Source organism: Bartonella sp. AP65SXKL (genome assembly GCF_042195725.1).
Classification (GTDB): domain Bacteria; phylum Pseudomonadota; class Alphaproteobacteria; order Rhizobiales; family Rhizobiaceae; genus Bartonella.
The window spans coordinates 1-16,522 of the sequence record NZ_JBHIOW010000006.1; the positions used below are offsets into that span (position 1 = coordinate 1).

Sequence of the window (16,522 nt, forward strand, 5' to 3'; positions counted from 1 at the left end):
GCCAATAAGTATACGGATGAGAAAGTTAGTGGTCTTGTCAATGATGCTGTTAACGAGTCGAAATCCTATACGGATATGAAGTTTGAGACATTGAATTATGCTATTCAGGATGTTCGGAAAGAAGCAAGACAAGCTGCTGCTATTGGTTTAGCGGTGTCCAACTTACGTTACTATGATATACCAGGATCTTTAAGTGTTTCATTTGGGAGTGGTTTATGGCGCAGTCAATCTGCACTTGCTATTGGTGCTGGTTATACATCTGAAGATGGAAATATTCGCTCGAATGTATCTGTGACAAGTGCTGGAGGTCATTGGGGAATAGGTGCTGGAATTACTCTGAGGTTGAGATGATAATAGAAAAAATGGCTGTTATTGTAAAAACGAGAAGTATGTTAGTAAAGGTTCTGCTGTTTGCTCTTGCCTTAATAGGCAAGAGCGAAAGCTTTGCCAACGAGAACAATAATATTTATACAGTGCATCCACCGCACTTATCGATACCTAAGGGAGAACCTGGCGAAACACGTCGAATTATTATGCAGTTTTATGATTGGACTTTGATTTGTGACGAAAAACAAAAGCTTAAACATAAGCAAGGTATATGTAATGTGACACAGACGGTTCATGATCAAGAAGGAAATACCATTTTTAGTTGGTCTCTTGTTTCTACGACAAGTGGTCAAGCAGTGATGCTTTTTCGAACATTGCCAAATTCTGATATAAATGTTCCGATTCAAATGTTTGTAAAAGGTGTTAAAAAACCTGTTCTTATTAATTATACGCAATGTAATGAAACGGTTTGTTTGGCACAATCACCTGTAGGGCCGGTTTTGACTAAACAAATAGAGCAGAACAATAAGGTACGTATTTCCTATAAAACTAAAGAAGGTAAGGTATTTTCTTTTACTGTACCATTTAAAGGGTTAAATGCAGCACTTAATTCTTTCCGTCCTTAGAATTCATCGAGTATTTTTAACAAGAGTCATTTTTCCATAAATTGTTGTATTATATTTCTGAGTGTAAATTATAAGGTCAAATAAGTAAGAAGTTTTATATAATATGATATCGAGGTGATTTATTGGAAAGAGTGAGAGTTTTATGAATATAAAGTCACAGTAAGTTATTTATATGTAATAGAAAATAAAGTTAGTGTTTCCCGTAATGCTTAAAGAATGATTTCGTTAGTTATTAAAAGTAAAAAAGATTAGAAATACTCGATTTATTCCTTACAATAATGAGTAGACTAAATTCTTTTTTTAAGCTTAAAATGGATTTTTAAAGCGGTCTGATTAAGCATTAATATTTTTCAGATAAATTTATAATTCTAGAGTTTTTTTTGAACGATAGTTTTTATTGGTATTCACGAAATAACAGCTATTGTAATTGCATTTTGTAGTACTACGGAACTTTTATTCCAGCATAATCAAAGCCATTTCATTGCATATAACAACGAGGTTTGTGTGTGGATAACGAAAAAAAATTTTTTTTCTTATAAACCGTACTAATGTATAGGTTGTTGTAACCTTAAAAGTCAGCAAATAGTATGATAGTGTAGGTTTGTTACAATAGAGGTATGCTCCGTGTAAATGGTATAAAGAAAAGAGCATAATTTATAAAAATTGATGTGAACGTAAACGATTAATTTATAGTTTTAAGTTCATAAAGAGATGCATGATTTCACGGAAACAACCGAAAGATTATACAAAAATCTGAATGATGTTAGTGTAGAAAATTTTAATGATAGAAAAAGAAAGAATGATTTCTTGTATATATCATTTGATGCTGCATTATTGCTTTATTTAGGAATGAGCAGAAGAGTTTTCGCGTTTATTTATTGGGGGACGCTCAAGGGATAAGGGACATGACCCCGTTAAATTATGGTTCAAAAGAGTTAAAGCAAGGAGAAATATACGATACCAAAGCAGATCAGTTGTATGATCAGTGCGGTAGTAATACAAATAATCTTTCTGCATTGTCACGAACAGAGGCATACTCTGTCCTTGTTGATATAAAGAGACAACAGAGAAAAAAACATTATGAACAAAAACAGGTTTTTGTTCAATCTGAGGCAGCTTTTGAGTTTCATAATCAGATAATGATAGGTGCTCAAAAAACAAAAAAACTCAAAGCACCTTTTCTTCGACGGTTCCATTCAGTAAAATCTCCACCTCTTTATGCAGCACTTGATCTCGGAACAAATAATTGTCGTCTTCTTATCGCATCTCCCAGTAAACCTGGATATTTTCGTGTTGTTGATGCTTTTTCTCGTATTGTACGATTGGGAGAAGGTTTAATAAATAACGGTTTTCTTAATACACAAGCTATGGATCGTGCGATTGAAGCATTAAAGATTTGTCATTTAAAGCTAAAACAAAGGCATATTAAGCGTTATCGCTTGATTGCAACGGAAGCTTGTCGTTCTGCAGAAAATGGTAGACATTTTATTCAGCGTGTTTTGGAGGAGACAGGTCTTGAATTGGAAATTGTTGATCGGCAAACAGAAGCGCGTTTTGCTGTTACAGGGTGTAGTACACTTGTTGAACCAAATACTGACGCAATTGTGCTTTTTGATATTGGAGGAGGATCATCAGAAATTGTGCTACTGGATGTTTCTCAAAAGCGTTCTTTTCGTTTAGCTCGACAAATTATCGCTTGGACTTCTCTTCCTGTTGGTGTTGTTACGCTTGCTGAACGTTTTGGAGGGAATGATATTAGCTTAGACGATTTTGAAAAAATGAAAAGCTATGTGCGAGGGTTATTAAATAATTTTTCAGATCGTCATAAATTAGGAGAGTTAGCACAAGGTTCGAAGTTTCATCTTTTGGGAACCTCCGGTACAGTTACGACTTTAGCAGGAATGTATCTTAATTTAGAGCGTTATGATAGGAAAAAAGTGGATGGCATTTGGATGAAGGATGCAGACATTACACTTATGACACAACGTCTATTATCATGGGATATAGAAAAACGTGTCATAAGTCCTTTTATTGGGCGCGAGAGAGCAGATTTAGTTTTAGCTGGTTGTGCAATTTTAGATGTTATTCGGGAAGTTTGGCCAAGTCAGCGTTTAAGAGTTGCTGATCGTGGATTAAGGGAAGGAATTTTGATAGAGCTAATGTTACGCGATGGGGTATGGTGTCGTCGTAGAAAGAGCAGAGATTTCAAGCGTTAGAGAATTAAATATGGAGACAATGAATAACGATGAAAAAAACAACAAAAACACCGAGAGGTGGCTATGGAGGTTCAGGGTCACATGAATTATATCAGCGCGTAAAAAAGAAAGCAGGAACCATTAAAGCTTCATCACGACGATGGTTAGAGAGGCATCTGAATGATCCTTATGTCCATCAATCAAAAGTAGATGGGTATCGTTCACGTGCGGCTTATAAACTCATTGAAATTAATGAGCGCTATAGGTTTTTGAAAAAAGGTCAAAAGGTTATTGATCTAGGAGCAGCACCTGGGGGCTGGTGTCAGGTGGCTGAGCGTATAGTAGGGTCAAGTGATGAGGATCCTAGCGTTGTTGGTATTGATTATTTACATGTTGATCCATTACCTAGAGTTGCCATGTTGGAAATGGATTTTTTGCATACAGATGCACCGCAGAAATTAATTGAAACTTTAGGGACAAAACCGGATGTGGTTCTTTCTGATATGGCAGCGCCAACAACAGGTCATCGTCAGACGGATCATTTAAGAACGATTTATTTATGTGAAGTTGCGGCTGATTTTGCTCTTTCGGTTCTTAAGCCTGGGGGACATTTTTTAGCAAAGGCTTTTCAAGGAGGAGCAGAAAACACTCTTCTTACGATACTAAAACAGCATTTTAAAAAAGTCTATCATGTTAAACCACCCGCAAGCCGATCAGAATCAGTAGAGCTTTATCTTCTAGCACTTGAATTTAAGGGAAAAACAAACATTCAAGAATAGCGCCTTCTTTTAAGAAGATTTAACTTTACTTAACCTATTTAGATGTGATGATTTTTTTCTCAAAGAGTTATCGGCGATAGTGACAGTTTTTCTGTTATCAATGATGAAAAACTGGTAAAACTAATGTATTGCCTATAGAGGTAAAGAGATTGATTCCTCAGTGAGTACTTCCAATGAAATTTCTTGATCAAGCTAAAGTTTATATTCGTTCTGGTAATGGAGGTTCTGGAGCAGTATCATTTCGTCGTGAAAAATTCATAGAATTTGGGGGACCTGATGGGGGGAATGGAGGACGGGGTGGTGATGTTTGGGCTCTTGTTGTTGATGGGCTTAACACGCTGATTGATTATCGCTACCAACAGCATTTTAAAGCAAAAACAGGGGGGCATGGCAAGGGGCGTAATATGACGGGTGAAAAGGGTAATGATGTCATCCTTAAAGTTCCGGTTGGGACGCAAATTTTTGAAGAAGATAATACAACGTTAATATGTGATTTAACGGAAGTGGGACAGCGCTATCGCCTTGCAAAAGGAGGGAATGGCGGTTTTGGCAATCTTCACTTTACAACATCGACAAATCGGGCACCGCGTCGTGCAAATCCAGGTTTGGCTGGAGAAGAGCGTGCAATATGGCTTCGTTTGAAGTTAATTGCTGATGCGGGGCTTGTTGGTTTACCAAATGCTGGAAAATCAACTTTTTTAGCTTCTGTAACGGCTGCAAAACCAAAAGTTGCAGATTATCCTTTTACCACTCTACATCCTCATCTTGGTGTTGTACGTATTGATGGTCGTGAATTTGTTTTGGCTGATATTCCAGGATTAATTGAAGGAGCGCATGAAGGTGTGGGAATTGGAGATCGTTTTTTAGGACATGTGGAACGTTGTCGCGTACTGCTTCATCTAATTTCTTCTCAAGAAGAAGATGTAGCAAAAGCATATCAAATTGTGCGTCATGAACTTGAGGCATATGGAAATAATCTAAGTGATAAAACTGAAATTGTTGCTTTAAGCCAGATAGATACTCTGACAATTGAAGAGCGTGAAGCTAAACGGGAAGCTTTGCAAAGAGCAGCGGATCAACCAGTTATGATGTTTTCTGCGGTTAGCCGCGAAGGTTTAGAAAATGTGCTGCGTGCTGGTGCACATATTATTGAAATGTCACGCAAAGAGGAGATCAGTGGGGATAGCAAGGTTGATTGAGATGGCTGTTGGATCGCAAAAACTTACACACTATAAACGTATTGTGGTCAAGATTGGATCTGCCCTTTTGGTTGATCCTCAGGCAGGTTTACGGGTTGAATGGCTTAAAAGCTTGATCAATGATGTTGTTGAATTACACAAAGGAGGCGTAGAGATATTATTGGTGTCTTCAGGTGCTATTGCTTTAGGAAGGACATTGCTACAGCTTCCTAAGGGGGCTTTGAAATTGGAAGAAAGCCAGGCATGTGCTGCTTTGGGGCAAATTGAGTTAGCAAAAACCTATGGTGATGCGCTTGCTCAACATGGGCTCAAAACAGGCCAAATTTTGCTCACTTTATTTGATACGGAGGAGCGAAGGCGTTATCTCAATGCACGTGCAACGATTGAGACGCTTTTATATTTGGGAGCTGTGCCTGTTATTAATGAGAATGATACTGTTGCAACAACTGAAATTCGTTATGGTGATAATGATCGTTTAGCTGCACGTGTGGCAACAATGGTGAGGGCAGATCTTTTAATACTTTTATCCGATATTGATGGTCTTTATACAAAGTCTCCCCATAGTGATCCTACGGCTGAATTTATACCTTTTGTTGCATCCATTACGCATGATATCGAAAAAATGGCAGATGTTGCTGCTTCAGAGTTTTCACGGGGAGGAATGAAGACTAAGCTTGAAGCCGGAAAAATAGCTAATGCTGCTGGAACGGCGATGATTATCACCTCAGGCAAGCGTATGAATCCTCTTGCTGCAATTGACAAAGGTGAACGCAAGAGTTTTTTTGCGGCAAGTAAGAAATCTGTCAATGCTTGGAAAACATGGATTTCTGGTCATTTAGATCCATCTGGTGTTTTGACGATTGATCAAGGAGCCATTAGGGCTCTTGAATCAGGAAAATCATTATTAGCTGCAGGGGTTATTGCCGTTGAGGGAAATTTCCAGCGTGGGGATACGGTTGCAATTGTTGGTACAGATGGAGTTGAGATTGCGCGTGGACTTGTAAGCTATGACAAAGATGAGGCTGTACGCATTATAGGACATAAAAGTGAAGAAATCGAAGCTATTCTTGGGTATGAGGCGCGCTCTGCTATGGTGCATCGTAATGATATGATTGTACGTTTCTTGATCAATTCTGTTTAAAAAAGTTACTTTTGTTTTTATTGTTTTGGCAGAGTGGATGTTACGATGACTTTAGAAGAAAAAATGAAAGATATGGGACAAAAAGCACGCTATGCCGCTGCAGCATTGGCTGTTGCTTCTTCTGAGCAAAAGAACAATGCATTAGAAATGATCGCTTTAAGTTTAGAGGCTCAGTCAGATGAAATTTTACGGGCGAATTGTCAAGATTTAGAGAATGCTGCTCAGAATAATTTGAAAGCTGCAATGATTGATCGGCTAAAATTAGATGATTTGCGTTTACGTGCAATGATAGACAGTGTTCGCCAAGTTGCTCGTTTATCTGATCCTGTTGGGCAAGTGATGGATGAATGGACGCGTCCAAATGGGCTTCATATAAGTCGTGTACGAACACCTCTTGGTGTGATTGGCATTATTTATGAAAGTCGTCCAAATGTTACAGTTGATGCGAGTGCTTTGTGCTTAAAAGCTGGCAATGCTGCGATTTTGCGCGGTGGTTCGGATAGCTTTCATTCTTCTCATGCTCTTCATTTAGCTTTGGTACAAGGTTTAGAGCGCTCTGGTTTACCTAAAGATGCCATCCAAATGGTTGGAACGACAGATCGTGCTGCCGTTGGGGAAATGCTCAAAGGATTGGATGGAGCGATTGATGTGATCGTACCACGTGGTGGAAAGAGCCTTGTTGCCCGCGTTCAGTCTGATGCACGTGTTCCAATTTTTGCTCATTTGGAGGGACTTTGTCATATTTATATTGATAAATCGGCAGATTTAGATATGGCACGCAATATTGTTTTAAATGCAAAGCTGCGGCGAACAGGGATATGCGGTGCTGTTGAGACAGTTCTCATTGACGGCCAAGCATTAAAAAAATTTCTTCCTGTTTTAACTGCTTTACAGGAAAAGGGGTGTGAAATTCGTGCCACAGAAGATATTGTTTTTCTTATGCCAGATGTCAAATTAGCTTCTGAAGAAGATTGGTCGCATGAATATCTTGATGCTATTCTTTCTGTTAAAACGGTTGAGGGTGTTGAGGGAGCCATTTCTCATATCAAGCGTTATTCATCAGGACATACGGAATCGATTATTGCTGAGGATTTAGAAGTGGTGAAGAATTTTTTTAATCATTTAGATTCAGCTATTTTATTACACAATGCATCTACACAATTTGCTGATGGAGGTGAATTTGGTTTTGGAATGGAAATTGGTATCGCAACAGGAAAAATGCATGCACGTGGTCCCATAGGTGTTGAACAGCTAACATCATTTCAATATCACGTTAAAGGAAATGGTCAGGTTAGAGCTTGAGAACACCATTTTTTCCATGGAAAAATTGTATGCCACATGTTGAAAGATCTAATGTTGTGGGTCTTTTTGGTGGTTCCTTTAATCCACCGCATGCGGGGCATCTTCTTGTTGCAAAAATTGCCATTCGGCGTTTGCATCTTGATCAGTTATGGTGGATGATCACTCCAGGAAATCCTTTAAAGGATTGTACACATTTGCTCTCTTTAGAGGAGAGAATGCGATTAAGTTTTAAACTTATTGACCATCCAAAAATTCGCTTGACAGGTTTTGAAAAAGCTATAGGGAGCAAAGTATCGGTAGATACGATTTTTCATATTCTTACTCATTACAGTGGCGTAAATTTTGTATGGATTATGGGGGCAGATAGTTTTGCGACGATACATCATTGGTATCGATGGCATGATATCGTCTCTATGCTTCCTATTGCGATTATTGATCGTCCTTTAGGCAATCGGTCAGCACTTTCCTCTCCTATGGCACATATTTATCGCCGTTTTCGTTTGGATGAGAGAGAAAGTAAGCGATTACCTTTTATCAAGCCACCAGTTTGGACTTATTTGCATGGACCTTTATCTTTTCAATCTTCAACAAACCTTCGTTTGAAGAAGAATGATTTTTCTTGAACATTTCATAAGATTCTGTTTCTCTTTAGAGAAGTCTCTTTTTTAGATTCCACAACGATAAGAAAGGATATTGATCTGAAAAACATTGCACACAAACACTCTTACGATATTATGCCTTCAAAAGAAAAAAAAGTTTTTTCTGTTAGTGAGAGTCTTGAAGTTATTCTCAAGAGTTTAGAAGATACAAAAGCAGAAGATATTGTTGCTATTGATATTCGAGGGAAGTCATCTTTGGCTGATTATATGGTCATAGCTTCAGCAAATTCGCAGCGTCATGTATCGTCTGTTGCTGATCATTTATTACATACTTGGAAAGATAGTGGGCAGGGGCTTGCGCGTGTAGAAGGGCTTGCTGGAGGTGACTGGGTATTGATTGATACAGGTGATATTATCATTCATCTTTTTCGTCCAGAAATTCGTCTTTTTTATAATTTAGAAAAAATATGGATGACGCCGGATTTAAACGATACGGCTTTGCTTCTCTTCGGAGATCATTAAAATGCAAATTTCTATTTTTGCGGTTGGTCGTATGAAAAGTGGGGCGGAGCAAAAATTAGTTCAGCATTATTTGGATCGTTTTTCTAAAATTTCTGGAGATGTAGGCTTTCATTTAAAAAAGTTACAAGAGATACCAGAAAGTCGTGCTCAAACAGTTTATCAACGTATGGAGGAAGAGGGGAGAAAACTTATTGAATTTTTACCTGAAAAATGTCGATTAATTGTGTTAGATGAGCGTGGAGAATCGATTTCGTCAATTTCTTTTTCTGAAAAATTGAGGCGTTATCGTGATGAGGGCATTCGAGATGTCGTCATTGCTTTGGGAGGACCTGATGGGCATAATGAACAAATAAGGAAGCGTGCTGATTTTCTTTTATCTTTTGGTTTGATGACGTGGCCACATCAAATTGCACGTATTCTTCTTACAGAACAACTTTACCGCGCTGTAACAATTGAAAATAATCATCCGTATCATCGTTTTTAATATTTTTGTTCAATTTTTAGCACTTATTTATATGTTTATTAATATTGTTTTAGCTGACACCATTTAAAGCATCTCTAATGTATACGATGAGGTGTCATGGTTTTTGCAAATGAAAAAGCTTCTTCATAGAAAGATGCTATATTTATATGAGGAGTGCGTCATATTTGTCATTCTGCTCTTGAGTATATTTTTTTGCTTTTCTGTATCGCATGCGGAAGATACAATGAGGAGTACGGAAGTCCATAAAGAATTAGGAGAAATTCGCCAAAATATTTCACTTTCGCGTGAGCGTGTTGCTTTTCTTATGCATCAAGTTGAGCATTTAAAAAAAGATCAACGTGTTTTGAGTGATGCACTCATAAAGGCGGCTAAAGAAGAACGTATAGTAGCAGATGATATTGCTAAAAGGGAAGAAAAGCTTAAAAAAATGATAGAAAAGCGGGTACAAGTCTATCAACGTTTAAAAAATCGTCGTGCTGAATTTGCGGAAGTTCTTGCAATTTTGGAGCGTATGGGATTGAATCCGCCTCCTGCTCTTATGATACAGCCAGAGGACGCGTTGGCTTCTATACGTAGTTCTGTTTTATTAGGTACCGTTATTCCTCAGATGCAAGAGAAAACACGAGATTTAACAGAAAAACTCAAGGAGTTGACCAATTTGAGTAATTCCATTACTACGGAATATAAGGCATTAAAGACAAAGCTGCAAAATCAAGCAGAGCAGCGAAAACGTCTAGAGCTTTTATTAGACCAAAAAAACAAACTACAAAAAAAATCAGAAAAAGAACTTACAGAACAGCAACAAAAAAATATTGCTCTTGCTAAAAAAGCGCAGTCTTTAGAAGAATTGATTTTAGAGCTCGACCGTCAGTCAAAACTTAGCTCTGATGCATCAGTACAGGTACGGAAAAGTTTGCAATTGTTAGAACAGTCCAATTTTGAAAGCCGAAAAGGTTCTTTACTTTTTCCTGTTTCAGGAAAAAGAATACATCACTCTAACAAAAGTTCGCAGATTACGCGCTTTGGTGAAACGATAGAAACAGAGTCAGGAGCTGTTGTTATATCACCTGTGGATGCTTTTGTTGCTTTTGCTGGGCCATTTCGTTCTTACGGACATTTAATCATTCTCAATGTTGGAAATGGTTATCATATCATTCTTACTGGAATGTCGAGAATTAATGTAAAACAGGGGCAGTTTGTTCTTTCAGGTGAGCCTCTGGGTATAATGGAAATGCAATTTATTTCAAACAGTGTTGCATTGGATATAGGAAAAACTTCTCCAATGCTTTACATTGAGTTTAGAAAGCAGGGAAAACCTGTAAATCCAACTCCTTGGTGGCAGACTGAAAAAATAAGAAGGAGCCAAAATGATTCGTAAAGTTATTCTTTTGGTCGCTGGGGTATTGCTCGGCGCCTGTTCAATGATTATGGTGCAGTCTGTTGCTGCGAATAATGAAGATAATGCATATAAAAAGCTAGCTATATTTGGCGATGTTTTTGAGCGTGTGCGTATGCAATACGTTACAGTTCCAGATGATAAAAAGCTTATTGAAAATGCTATCAATGGCATGCTCACATCACTGGACCCTCATTCATCTTATTTGAATGCTGAAGAAGCCAAGGATATGCGGGATTCTACGAAAGGAGAGTTCGGAGGTCTTGGTATTGAGGTCACTATGGAAAAAAACTTAATTAAAGTTGTTTCACCAATGGATGATACTCCCGCTTCAAAAGCAGGTATTCTAGCAGGAGACCTTATTTCAAAAATTGATGATGTACAAACGAATGGTCAAACATTGAATGAAGCTGTTAATAAGATGCGAGGTGCTCCTGGAACACCAATTACCTTAACAATTATTCGTTCTGGCGTTGATAAGCCATTTGAAGTGAAGATTGTTCGTGATATTATCAAAGTAAAAGCGGTGAAATATCGGGTTGAAGGTGATATTGGATATTTAAGAGTTATCCAGTTTTCTGAACAGACATTAAATAATCTTCTAGCGGCAATTAAAGATATCCAATCTAAAATTCCTGAAGATAAGCTAAAAGGTTACGTCCTTGATTTGCGGCTTAATCCCGGTGGGCTGTTAGATCAAGCTGTTAATGTTTCGAGTGCTTTTCTCAATAAAGGTGAAATTGTGTCGACTCGTGGGCGCAAAAAGAGTGATGTGACAAGATTTGATGCGAAGCCAGGTGATGTCATTAATGGAAAACCGCTCATTGTTCTTATTAATGGTGGTTCAGCAAGTGCTTCTGAAATTGTTGCGGGTGCACTGCAAGATCATCGTCGTGCAACAATTTTAGGGACGCAGTCTTTTGGTAAAGGATCTGTTCAAACAATTATTCCTTTGGGTGAAAATGGGGCTTTACGCTTAACAACAGCACTTTATTACACGCCATCAGGCACTTCTATTCAAGGAACAGGGATCACACCTGATATTATTGTAGAGCAACCACTCCCTGAAAAATATAAAGGTTATGATGTAAAAGTTGGTGAGTCTGCATTAAAAGGACATATCAAAGGAAAACGAGAGAGTAATAAAGGATCTGGTTCAGCTGCTTTTGTTCCCAAAGACCCTAAAGATGATATTCAATTGAATGAGGCTTATAAACTGTTACGAGGTGAAATGGCAAATGCAGCATTTCCACCAGATCCCAATAAGGATGTGTTAAAGTGAGAATTGATATCTATAGCTTGCGATTTTGAGGAATATTAAATGGATGCAGATATTAATTTGAAGATTCTTCCATATCGCAAATGTGTTGGGATTGTTGTCTTTAATCATGAGGGGAAAGTGTGGGTTGGGCGTCGTTTAATGATGCCCATTCATGCAGATGCAGATATTGACATATCTCATCGTTGGCAGCTTCCTCAAGGAGGGATTGATGAAGATGAAAAACCATTAGATGCGGCATATCGTGAACTTTATGAAGAAACGGGTATTCGATCTGTAAAGTTGATTAAAGAAGCACAAAATTGGTTCCATTATGATTTTCCACAAGAACTTATTGGGTGCACATTAACAAATAAATATCGTGGGCAAATACAAAAATGGTTTGCTTTCCAGTTTACAGGAAAGCTTTCTGAAATTGCGATTAATCCGCCACCAGATGGCAATAAAGCGGAATTCGATCAATGGAAATGGATTGATCTAGAAACCCTTCCGTTGATTGCTGTTTCTTTTAAAAAGCACGTTTATACGAAAGTTGTCAGCGAATTTCGAGGTAGCCTTAGACCATTATAAAAGCTATATGATTATGAGAAAGCTTTTTTTATTAAGATGCTTTATATTATAATAAATAATAAACATGTTTATCTTTTATGTAAAGAACAGGAATATAAAATGAAAAAGTTATTTAATTTACTTATAGTTTTTACTCTCTTGAGTATTTCATCTGTTGCATTTGCAACAAGTTCAAAGCCTCCTGCATCAAAAGATGCGGCAGCGACATTGCCAAATGGAGCTTCTTCTTTGACTGAAACCTACGGTTTGTGGACTATTAACTGTGGTATACAAGAAGGGAAAAGAATTTGTTTTATGCACCGTCAAGAAGTAAATGAGCAGGGGCGTGTTGTTGTGGCTATGGGCCTTACTCTCGATGCTGAGGGTGTTGTATCTGGTAATTTAACAGTTCCTTTTGGCATTTTGGTTTCTAAACCTGTTCGTTTACAAGTTGATGAGGGAAAAGCTGTTATCGAAACCGGTATCCGGACTTGTGTACCAGCAGGTTGTGTGGTTCCTGTCGTTTTTGACAAAAATCACGTAGCAGCTTTACGTTCTGGAAAACAGTTAAAGTTGGCGATGACAATTGCTGCTGCAGGTGAACCAGCTTTGAATGATTTATTTGTTCAGCTAGATGGTTTTAGCAGTGCTCTTAATCGTTTGACTGCTTTGCAGAAATAATTTTAAAACTAAAAGCGGCCTTTAAAAGGCCGTTTTTAGTTTGTTTGTTTTTTATAATTAATAATTAAAACGATGAGATTTAAGATTAATCCTATAAGGGATATTCAGATTTTTTGCCGTTTCTTCTATTTTATGTGCTATTTTTAATTTTGATATTTGTTTTCTAACTGCATCGTCATTAAATAGAGAGATGAAGAATTTAGATGTCTGGTTTTTATTCAAGAAAAAAGAGTATTGAAATATAAAACCATTTTTTGATACACAGACCTGCTTTAATGAAGGTTTTCTATACGCTCTTCTGTTTCCTTGATTGAAAGGGATGACGCATGATTTATGCATTGCTTCGAACGATTGATTTGATTTTTGAGATTTATATTGATATTTTAATCGCGAGTGTCATTTTTTCTTGGCTTTATGTCTTTAATATCATAAATTCGCGCAATCGCTTTGTTGTTTTGATAGGAAGCTTTCTATATCGTCTTACAAATCCCGTTCTAAGCCGTATCCGGCAAATTTTACCAAATTTTGGAACGATTGATATTTCACCTATTGTAGTGTTCATTATTATTTATTTTATTCGTACTTTTATGTGGCGCGTTTACGCAAACATGTATGTATAGAAATATTACTTGAGGCGAATACATGTTTTATCAAGTTGATAAAAATAACTTGATTTTGTTTGTATATCTCATTCCAAAATCATCTGTTGACAAAATAATAGGGGTTGAATGTAGGGATGGTGAAAAACAATATCTGGTTATACGCCTTCGTGCTGTTCCTGAAGATGGAAAAGCGAATAAAGCTCTCATTAAATTTCTTGCGAAGCAGTGGAGAATCCCATCTTCTTCTATTTCTCTGAAAAACGGTGCAATATCTCGCTACAAACAACTTTACTTTTCAACACATTTAGAAGAGCTAAAGCAGATATGGCAATCCTTTAGAGATTACATCTCGTAGAAAAAATAAATAATAAAGCCTATTCTTTATAGGCTTTATTTTATTAAATCGTTATATTTTGTTATTGCGCTCAACAGCTTGCTTAATTAATTCATGAGCAAAGTTTTTATCACGCCATCCTTCAATTTTAGCCCATTTTCCAGGTTCCAGATCTTTGTAATGCTTGAAGAAATGTTCAATTTGTTTGAGTGTAATCTCGGGCAGGTCTGTATAGTCATGAATATTGATATAGCGTTTTGTTAATTTTGTAGTGGGAATGGCAATAATTTTTTCATCTTTACCACCATCATCTTCCATCATTAGAGCTCCGATGGGGCGAACATTGATAACACAACCAGGCATAAGTGGACGGGTATTACAGATAAGGACATCAATAGGATCACCATCATCTGAAAGCGTATGAGGGACAAAACCGTAATTTCCAGGATAAACCATTGATGTATGAAGAAAACGGTCAACAAATAATGCACCCGACTTTTTATCCATCTCATATTTTATTGGCTGCCCACCAAGGGAGACTTCCACAATAACGTTAATATCTTCTGGTGGATTTTTGCCTACGGGTATTTCCTTAATATTCATAGAGACATCCTTTCTGGAATATAGTGAGGCTCAATACAATTAAATATTTTACCAAAGAGATTATGAAATTAATTTGAAATTGATGCACGTGTTTTTTCAAAACGTTTACGTTCATTAGGATCAAGATAGAGCTTGCGGAGACGAATATTTTTAGGGGTTACCTCTACAAGCTCATCATCTTGTATCCACGATAAGGCGCGTTCTAACGTCATTTTAATGGGAGGCGTTAACTTTACGGCCTCATCTTTTCCAGAAGCGCGCATATTGGTGAGTTTTTTTCCTTTTAACACATTAACTTCTAAGTCATTATCTCGTGAGTGGATGCCAATAATCATACCTTGATAGACTTTCACACCCGCATCGATGATCATAGGTCCACGATCTTCAAGATTAAAAAGAGCATAAGCGACAGATTCACCGTTGTCATTTGAAATCATAACACCATTAACACGACCAGCAATGTCTCCTTTATAAGGTTCATAAGCATGGAAAAGGCGATTCATAATTGCTGTACCACGTGTGTCCGTTAAAAGTTCAGATTGATAACCAATGAGTCCTCGGGTTGGGGCATAAAAGACAAGGCGGACACGATTACCTCCAGAAGGACGTAACTCCACCATTTCGCCTTTACGTTCAGACATTTTTTGTACAACAATACCGGAATATTCTTCATCAACATCGATAACAACTTCTTCGATTGGCTCAAGAGTTATTCCATTTTCATCTTTTTGCATAACAACACGTGGGCGTGAAACACTAAGTTCAAATCCTTCACGGCGCATATTTTCAATGAGAACTGCAAGTTGTAATTCTCCTCGTCCTGAAACGTAGAAAGAATCTTTATCGGCTGATTCTTCAATTTTAAGAGCGACATTGCCTTCTGCTTCTTTTAACAATCGGTCACGAATGACACGGCTTGTTACTTTATCGCCTTCAGTTCCAGCAAGGGGACTATCGTTGACGAGAAAACTCATAGTAACAGTAGGAGGATCAATTGGTTGGGCAGTAAGGGGTTCATTGACAGTAGGATCACAGAAAGTATCAGCTACGGTACCTTTTTGCAGACCTGCAATCGCAACAATATCACCAGCACTTCCTTCTTCAATAGGTTGCCGTTCTAAGCCACGAAACGCTAAAATTTTTGAAATACGCCCAGTTTCTAAAAGTTTTCCATCTTGTCCAAGAACCTTGACATTTTGATTGGGTTTCAAAGAGCCAGAATGAATCCGTCCTGTAATAATTCGTCCCAAAAACGGATCCGCTTCAAGAATAGTTCCAATCATGCGAAACGGTCCTTCTGCTACACTAGGAGAAGGGACATGCTGCGTCACAAGATCAAATAAAGGACCTAATCCCTGATCTTTTGGTCCTTCAGGGGCTTCCGCCATCCATCCATCGCGTCCAGATCCATAAAGAATAGGAAAATCAAGCTGTTCATCGGTTGCGTCAAGAGCAGCGAAAAGGTCAAAAACCTCATTAATGACTTCATCAACGCGTGCATCCGGTCGGTCAATTTTATTAATAGCAACAATAGGGCGCAATCCTACTTTCAATGCTTTGCCAACGACAAATTTTGTTTGTGGCATCGGTCCTTCAGCAGCATCAACAAGTACAATGGCTCCATCAACCATATTGAGGATGCGTTCAACTTCTCCACCAAAGTCGGCGTGTCCTGGTGTATCAACAATATTAATTCGAGTATCTTTCCAAACAACAGATGTCACTTTCGCTAGGATTGTAATTCCGCGTTCTTTCTCAATATCGTTTGAATCCATCATACGTTCGCTTGTACGCTGATTATCACGGAAGTTTCCTGATTGCTTGAGAAGCCCGTCTACAAGCGTTGTTTTCCCATGGTCAACGTGGGCAATGATGGCAATGTTACGCAATTGCATAAATTTTCT

At 37.9% G+C, this 16,522-nt stretch carries 18 protein-coding genes; 16 read left to right on the top strand and 2 right to left on the bottom strand.

Going from position 1 to position 16,522, the window contains the following annotated elements:
- The 16 genes from ACFIMP_RS04955 to ACFIMP_RS05030 all read left to right on the top strand — a co-directional run.
- Positions 1–351 (top strand): YadA-like family protein (locus ACFIMP_RS04955; RefSeq protein WP_375686096.1); only part of this gene is annotated, 351 nt, incomplete at its 5' end.
- The gene (locus tag ACFIMP_RS04960) at positions 348–953 is read left to right on the top strand and encodes an invasion associated locus B family protein (RefSeq protein ID WP_375611868.1); all 606 of its coding nucleotides are present in this window, start codon (positions 348–350) and stop codon (positions 951–953) included. The genes ACFIMP_RS04955 and ACFIMP_RS04960, both read left to right, overlap by 4 nt.
- A 905-nt stretch (positions 954–1,858) precedes the next feature.
- Positions 1,859–3,169 carry a Ppx/GppA phosphatase family protein gene (locus tag ACFIMP_RS04965; protein WP_375677943.1) on the top strand — a complete coding sequence of 437 codons (1,311 nt, stop codon included), beginning with the start codon at positions 1,859–1,861 and terminating at the stop codon, positions 3,167–3,169.
- A 29-nt stretch (positions 3,170–3,198) separates the two neighbouring features.
- The gene (locus ACFIMP_RS04970; protein ID WP_375613270.1) at positions 3,199–3,927 is read left to right on the top strand and encodes an RlmE family RNA methyltransferase; all 729 of its coding nucleotides are present in this window, start codon (positions 3,199–3,201) and stop codon (positions 3,925–3,927) included.
- Between the two features lie 173 nt (positions 3,928–4,100).
- Entirely contained in the window at positions 4,101–5,126 is a 1,026-nt protein-coding gene (gene obgE, locus ACFIMP_RS04975; RefSeq protein WP_273790640.1) for a GTPase ObgE, read from the top strand.
- Between the two features lies 1 nt (position 5,127).
- Positions 5,128–6,267: a glutamate 5-kinase gene (gene proB / locus ACFIMP_RS04980; RefSeq protein ID WP_375627675.1), complete on the top strand. Its 1,140-nt coding sequence runs from the start codon at positions 5,128–5,130 to the stop codon at positions 6,265–6,267.
- 45 nt (positions 6,268–6,312) lie between these two features.
- Positions 6,313–7,569 carry a glutamate-5-semialdehyde dehydrogenase gene (locus tag ACFIMP_RS04985; protein WP_375629989.1) on the top strand — a complete coding sequence of 419 codons (1,257 nt, stop codon included), beginning with the start codon at positions 6,313–6,315 and terminating at the stop codon, positions 7,567–7,569.
- A 29-nt stretch (positions 7,570–7,598) separates the two neighbouring features.
- Positions 7,599–8,192: a nicotinate-nucleotide adenylyltransferase gene (locus ACFIMP_RS04990; RefSeq protein WP_375686097.1), complete on the top strand. Its 594-nt coding sequence runs from the start codon at positions 7,599–7,601 to the stop codon at positions 8,190–8,192.
- A gap of 111 nt (positions 8,193–8,303) precedes the next feature.
- A complete protein-coding gene (gene rsfS, locus ACFIMP_RS04995) occupies positions 8,304–8,690 on the top strand; it encodes a ribosome silencing factor (RefSeq protein WP_375610572.1) in 387 nt (128 codons plus the stop codon).
- Position 8,691: 1 nt separating this feature from the next.
- Positions 8,692–9,174 (top strand): 23S rRNA (pseudouridine(1915)-N(3))-methyltransferase RlmH, encoded by a 483-nt coding sequence (rlmH, locus tag ACFIMP_RS05000; protein ID WP_375611861.1) that lies wholly within the window; start codon positions 8,692–8,694, stop codon positions 9,172–9,174.
- 133 nt (positions 9,175–9,307) lie between these two features.
- Positions 9,308–10,552 carry a murein hydrolase activator EnvC family protein gene (locus tag ACFIMP_RS05005; RefSeq protein ID WP_375611872.1) on the top strand — a complete coding sequence of 415 codons (1,245 nt, stop codon included), beginning with the start codon at positions 9,308–9,310 and terminating at the stop codon, positions 10,550–10,552.
- A complete protein-coding gene (locus ACFIMP_RS05010) occupies positions 10,542–11,852 on the top strand; it encodes a S41 family peptidase (protein WP_273790634.1) in 1,311 nt (436 codons plus the stop codon). Before ACFIMP_RS05005 ends, ACFIMP_RS05010 begins: the two co-directional genes overlap by 11 nt.
- Positions 11,853–11,891: 39 nt before the next feature.
- A complete protein-coding gene (locus ACFIMP_RS05015; RefSeq protein ID WP_375611860.1) occupies positions 11,892–12,419 on the top strand; it encodes an RNA pyrophosphohydrolase in 528 nt (175 codons plus the stop codon).
- A 99-nt stretch (positions 12,420–12,518) separates the two neighbouring features.
- Positions 12,519–13,079 (top strand): invasion associated locus B family protein, encoded by a 561-nt coding sequence (locus ACFIMP_RS05020; protein ID WP_273790632.1) that lies wholly within the window; start codon positions 12,519–12,521, stop codon positions 13,077–13,079.
- Positions 13,080–13,405: 326 nt separating this feature from the next.
- Positions 13,406–13,699, top strand: coding sequence for a YggT family protein (locus tag ACFIMP_RS05025; RefSeq protein WP_375611859.1), 294 nt, complete (start codon positions 13,406–13,408; stop codon positions 13,697–13,699).
- Positions 13,700–13,721: 22 nt separating this feature from the next.
- Complete coding sequence (locus tag ACFIMP_RS05030) at positions 13,722–14,036, top strand: DUF167 domain-containing protein (RefSeq protein WP_375611858.1); 315 nt, start codon at positions 13,722–13,724, stop codon at positions 14,034–14,036.
- A gap of 51 nt (positions 14,037–14,087) precedes the next feature.
- On the opposite strand, the gene ppa is transcribed toward ACFIMP_RS05030, so the two are convergent.
- Both ppa and typA read right to left on the bottom strand, forming a co-directional pair.
- Positions 14,088–14,618, bottom strand: a complete 531-nt coding sequence (gene ppa / locus ACFIMP_RS05035; RefSeq protein ID WP_375613276.1) for an inorganic diphosphatase — start codon at positions 14,616–14,618, stop codon at positions 14,088–14,090.
- Between the two features lie 68 nt (positions 14,619–14,686).
- Positions 14,687–16,513 carry a translational GTPase TypA gene (gene typA / locus ACFIMP_RS05040; protein WP_375613277.1) on the bottom strand — a complete coding sequence of 609 codons (1,827 nt, stop codon included), beginning with the start codon at positions 16,511–16,513 and terminating at the stop codon, positions 14,687–14,689.
- Between the last annotated feature and the right edge of the window lie 9 nt (positions 16,514–16,522).

Coding starts and splice junctions, on each gene's coding strand:
- ACFIMP_RS04960 (WP_375611868.1), top strand. CDS start 348: ATGATAATAGAAAAAATGGCTGTTATTGTAAAAACGAGAAGTATGTTA.
- ACFIMP_RS04965 (WP_375677943.1), top strand. CDS start 1,859: ATGACCCCGTTAAATTATGGTTCAAAAGAGTTAAAGCAAGGAGAAATA.
- ACFIMP_RS04970 (WP_375613270.1), top strand. CDS start 3,199: ATGAAAAAAACAACAAAAACACCGAGAGGTGGCTATGGAGGTTCAGGG.
- obgE (WP_273790640.1), top strand. CDS start 4,101: ATGAAATTTCTTGATCAAGCTAAAGTTTATATTCGTTCTGGTAATGGA.
- proB (WP_375627675.1), top strand. CDS start 5,128: ATGGCTGTTGGATCGCAAAAACTTACACACTATAAACGTATTGTGGTC.
- ACFIMP_RS04985 (WP_375629989.1), top strand. CDS start 6,313: ATGACTTTAGAAGAAAAAATGAAAGATATGGGACAAAAAGCACGCTAT.
- ACFIMP_RS04990 (WP_375686097.1), top strand. CDS start 7,599: ATGCCACATGTTGAAAGATCTAATGTTGTGGGTCTTTTTGGTGGTTCC.
- rsfS (WP_375610572.1), top strand. CDS start 8,304: ATGCCTTCAAAAGAAAAAAAAGTTTTTTCTGTTAGTGAGAGTCTTGAA.
- rlmH (WP_375611861.1), top strand. CDS start 8,692: ATGCAAATTTCTATTTTTGCGGTTGGTCGTATGAAAAGTGGGGCGGAG.
- ACFIMP_RS05005 (WP_375611872.1), top strand. CDS start 9,308: ATGCTATATTTATATGAGGAGTGCGTCATATTTGTCATTCTGCTCTTG.
- ACFIMP_RS05010 (WP_273790634.1), top strand. CDS start 10,542: ATGATTCGTAAAGTTATTCTTTTGGTCGCTGGGGTATTGCTCGGCGCC.
- ACFIMP_RS05015 (WP_375611860.1), top strand. CDS start 11,892: ATGGATGCAGATATTAATTTGAAGATTCTTCCATATCGCAAATGTGTT.
- ACFIMP_RS05020 (WP_273790632.1), top strand. CDS start 12,519: ATGAAAAAGTTATTTAATTTACTTATAGTTTTTACTCTCTTGAGTATT.
- ACFIMP_RS05025 (WP_375611859.1), top strand. CDS start 13,406: ATGATTTATGCATTGCTTCGAACGATTGATTTGATTTTTGAGATTTAT.
- ACFIMP_RS05030 (WP_375611858.1), top strand. CDS start 13,722: ATGTTTTATCAAGTTGATAAAAATAACTTGATTTTGTTTGTATATCTC.
- ppa (WP_375613276.1), bottom strand. CDS start 14,618: ATGAATATTAAGGAAATACCCGTAGGCAAAAATCCACCAGAAGATATT.
- typA (WP_375613277.1), bottom strand. CDS start 16,513: ATGCAATTGCGTAACATTGCCATCATTGCCCACGTTGACCATGGGAAA.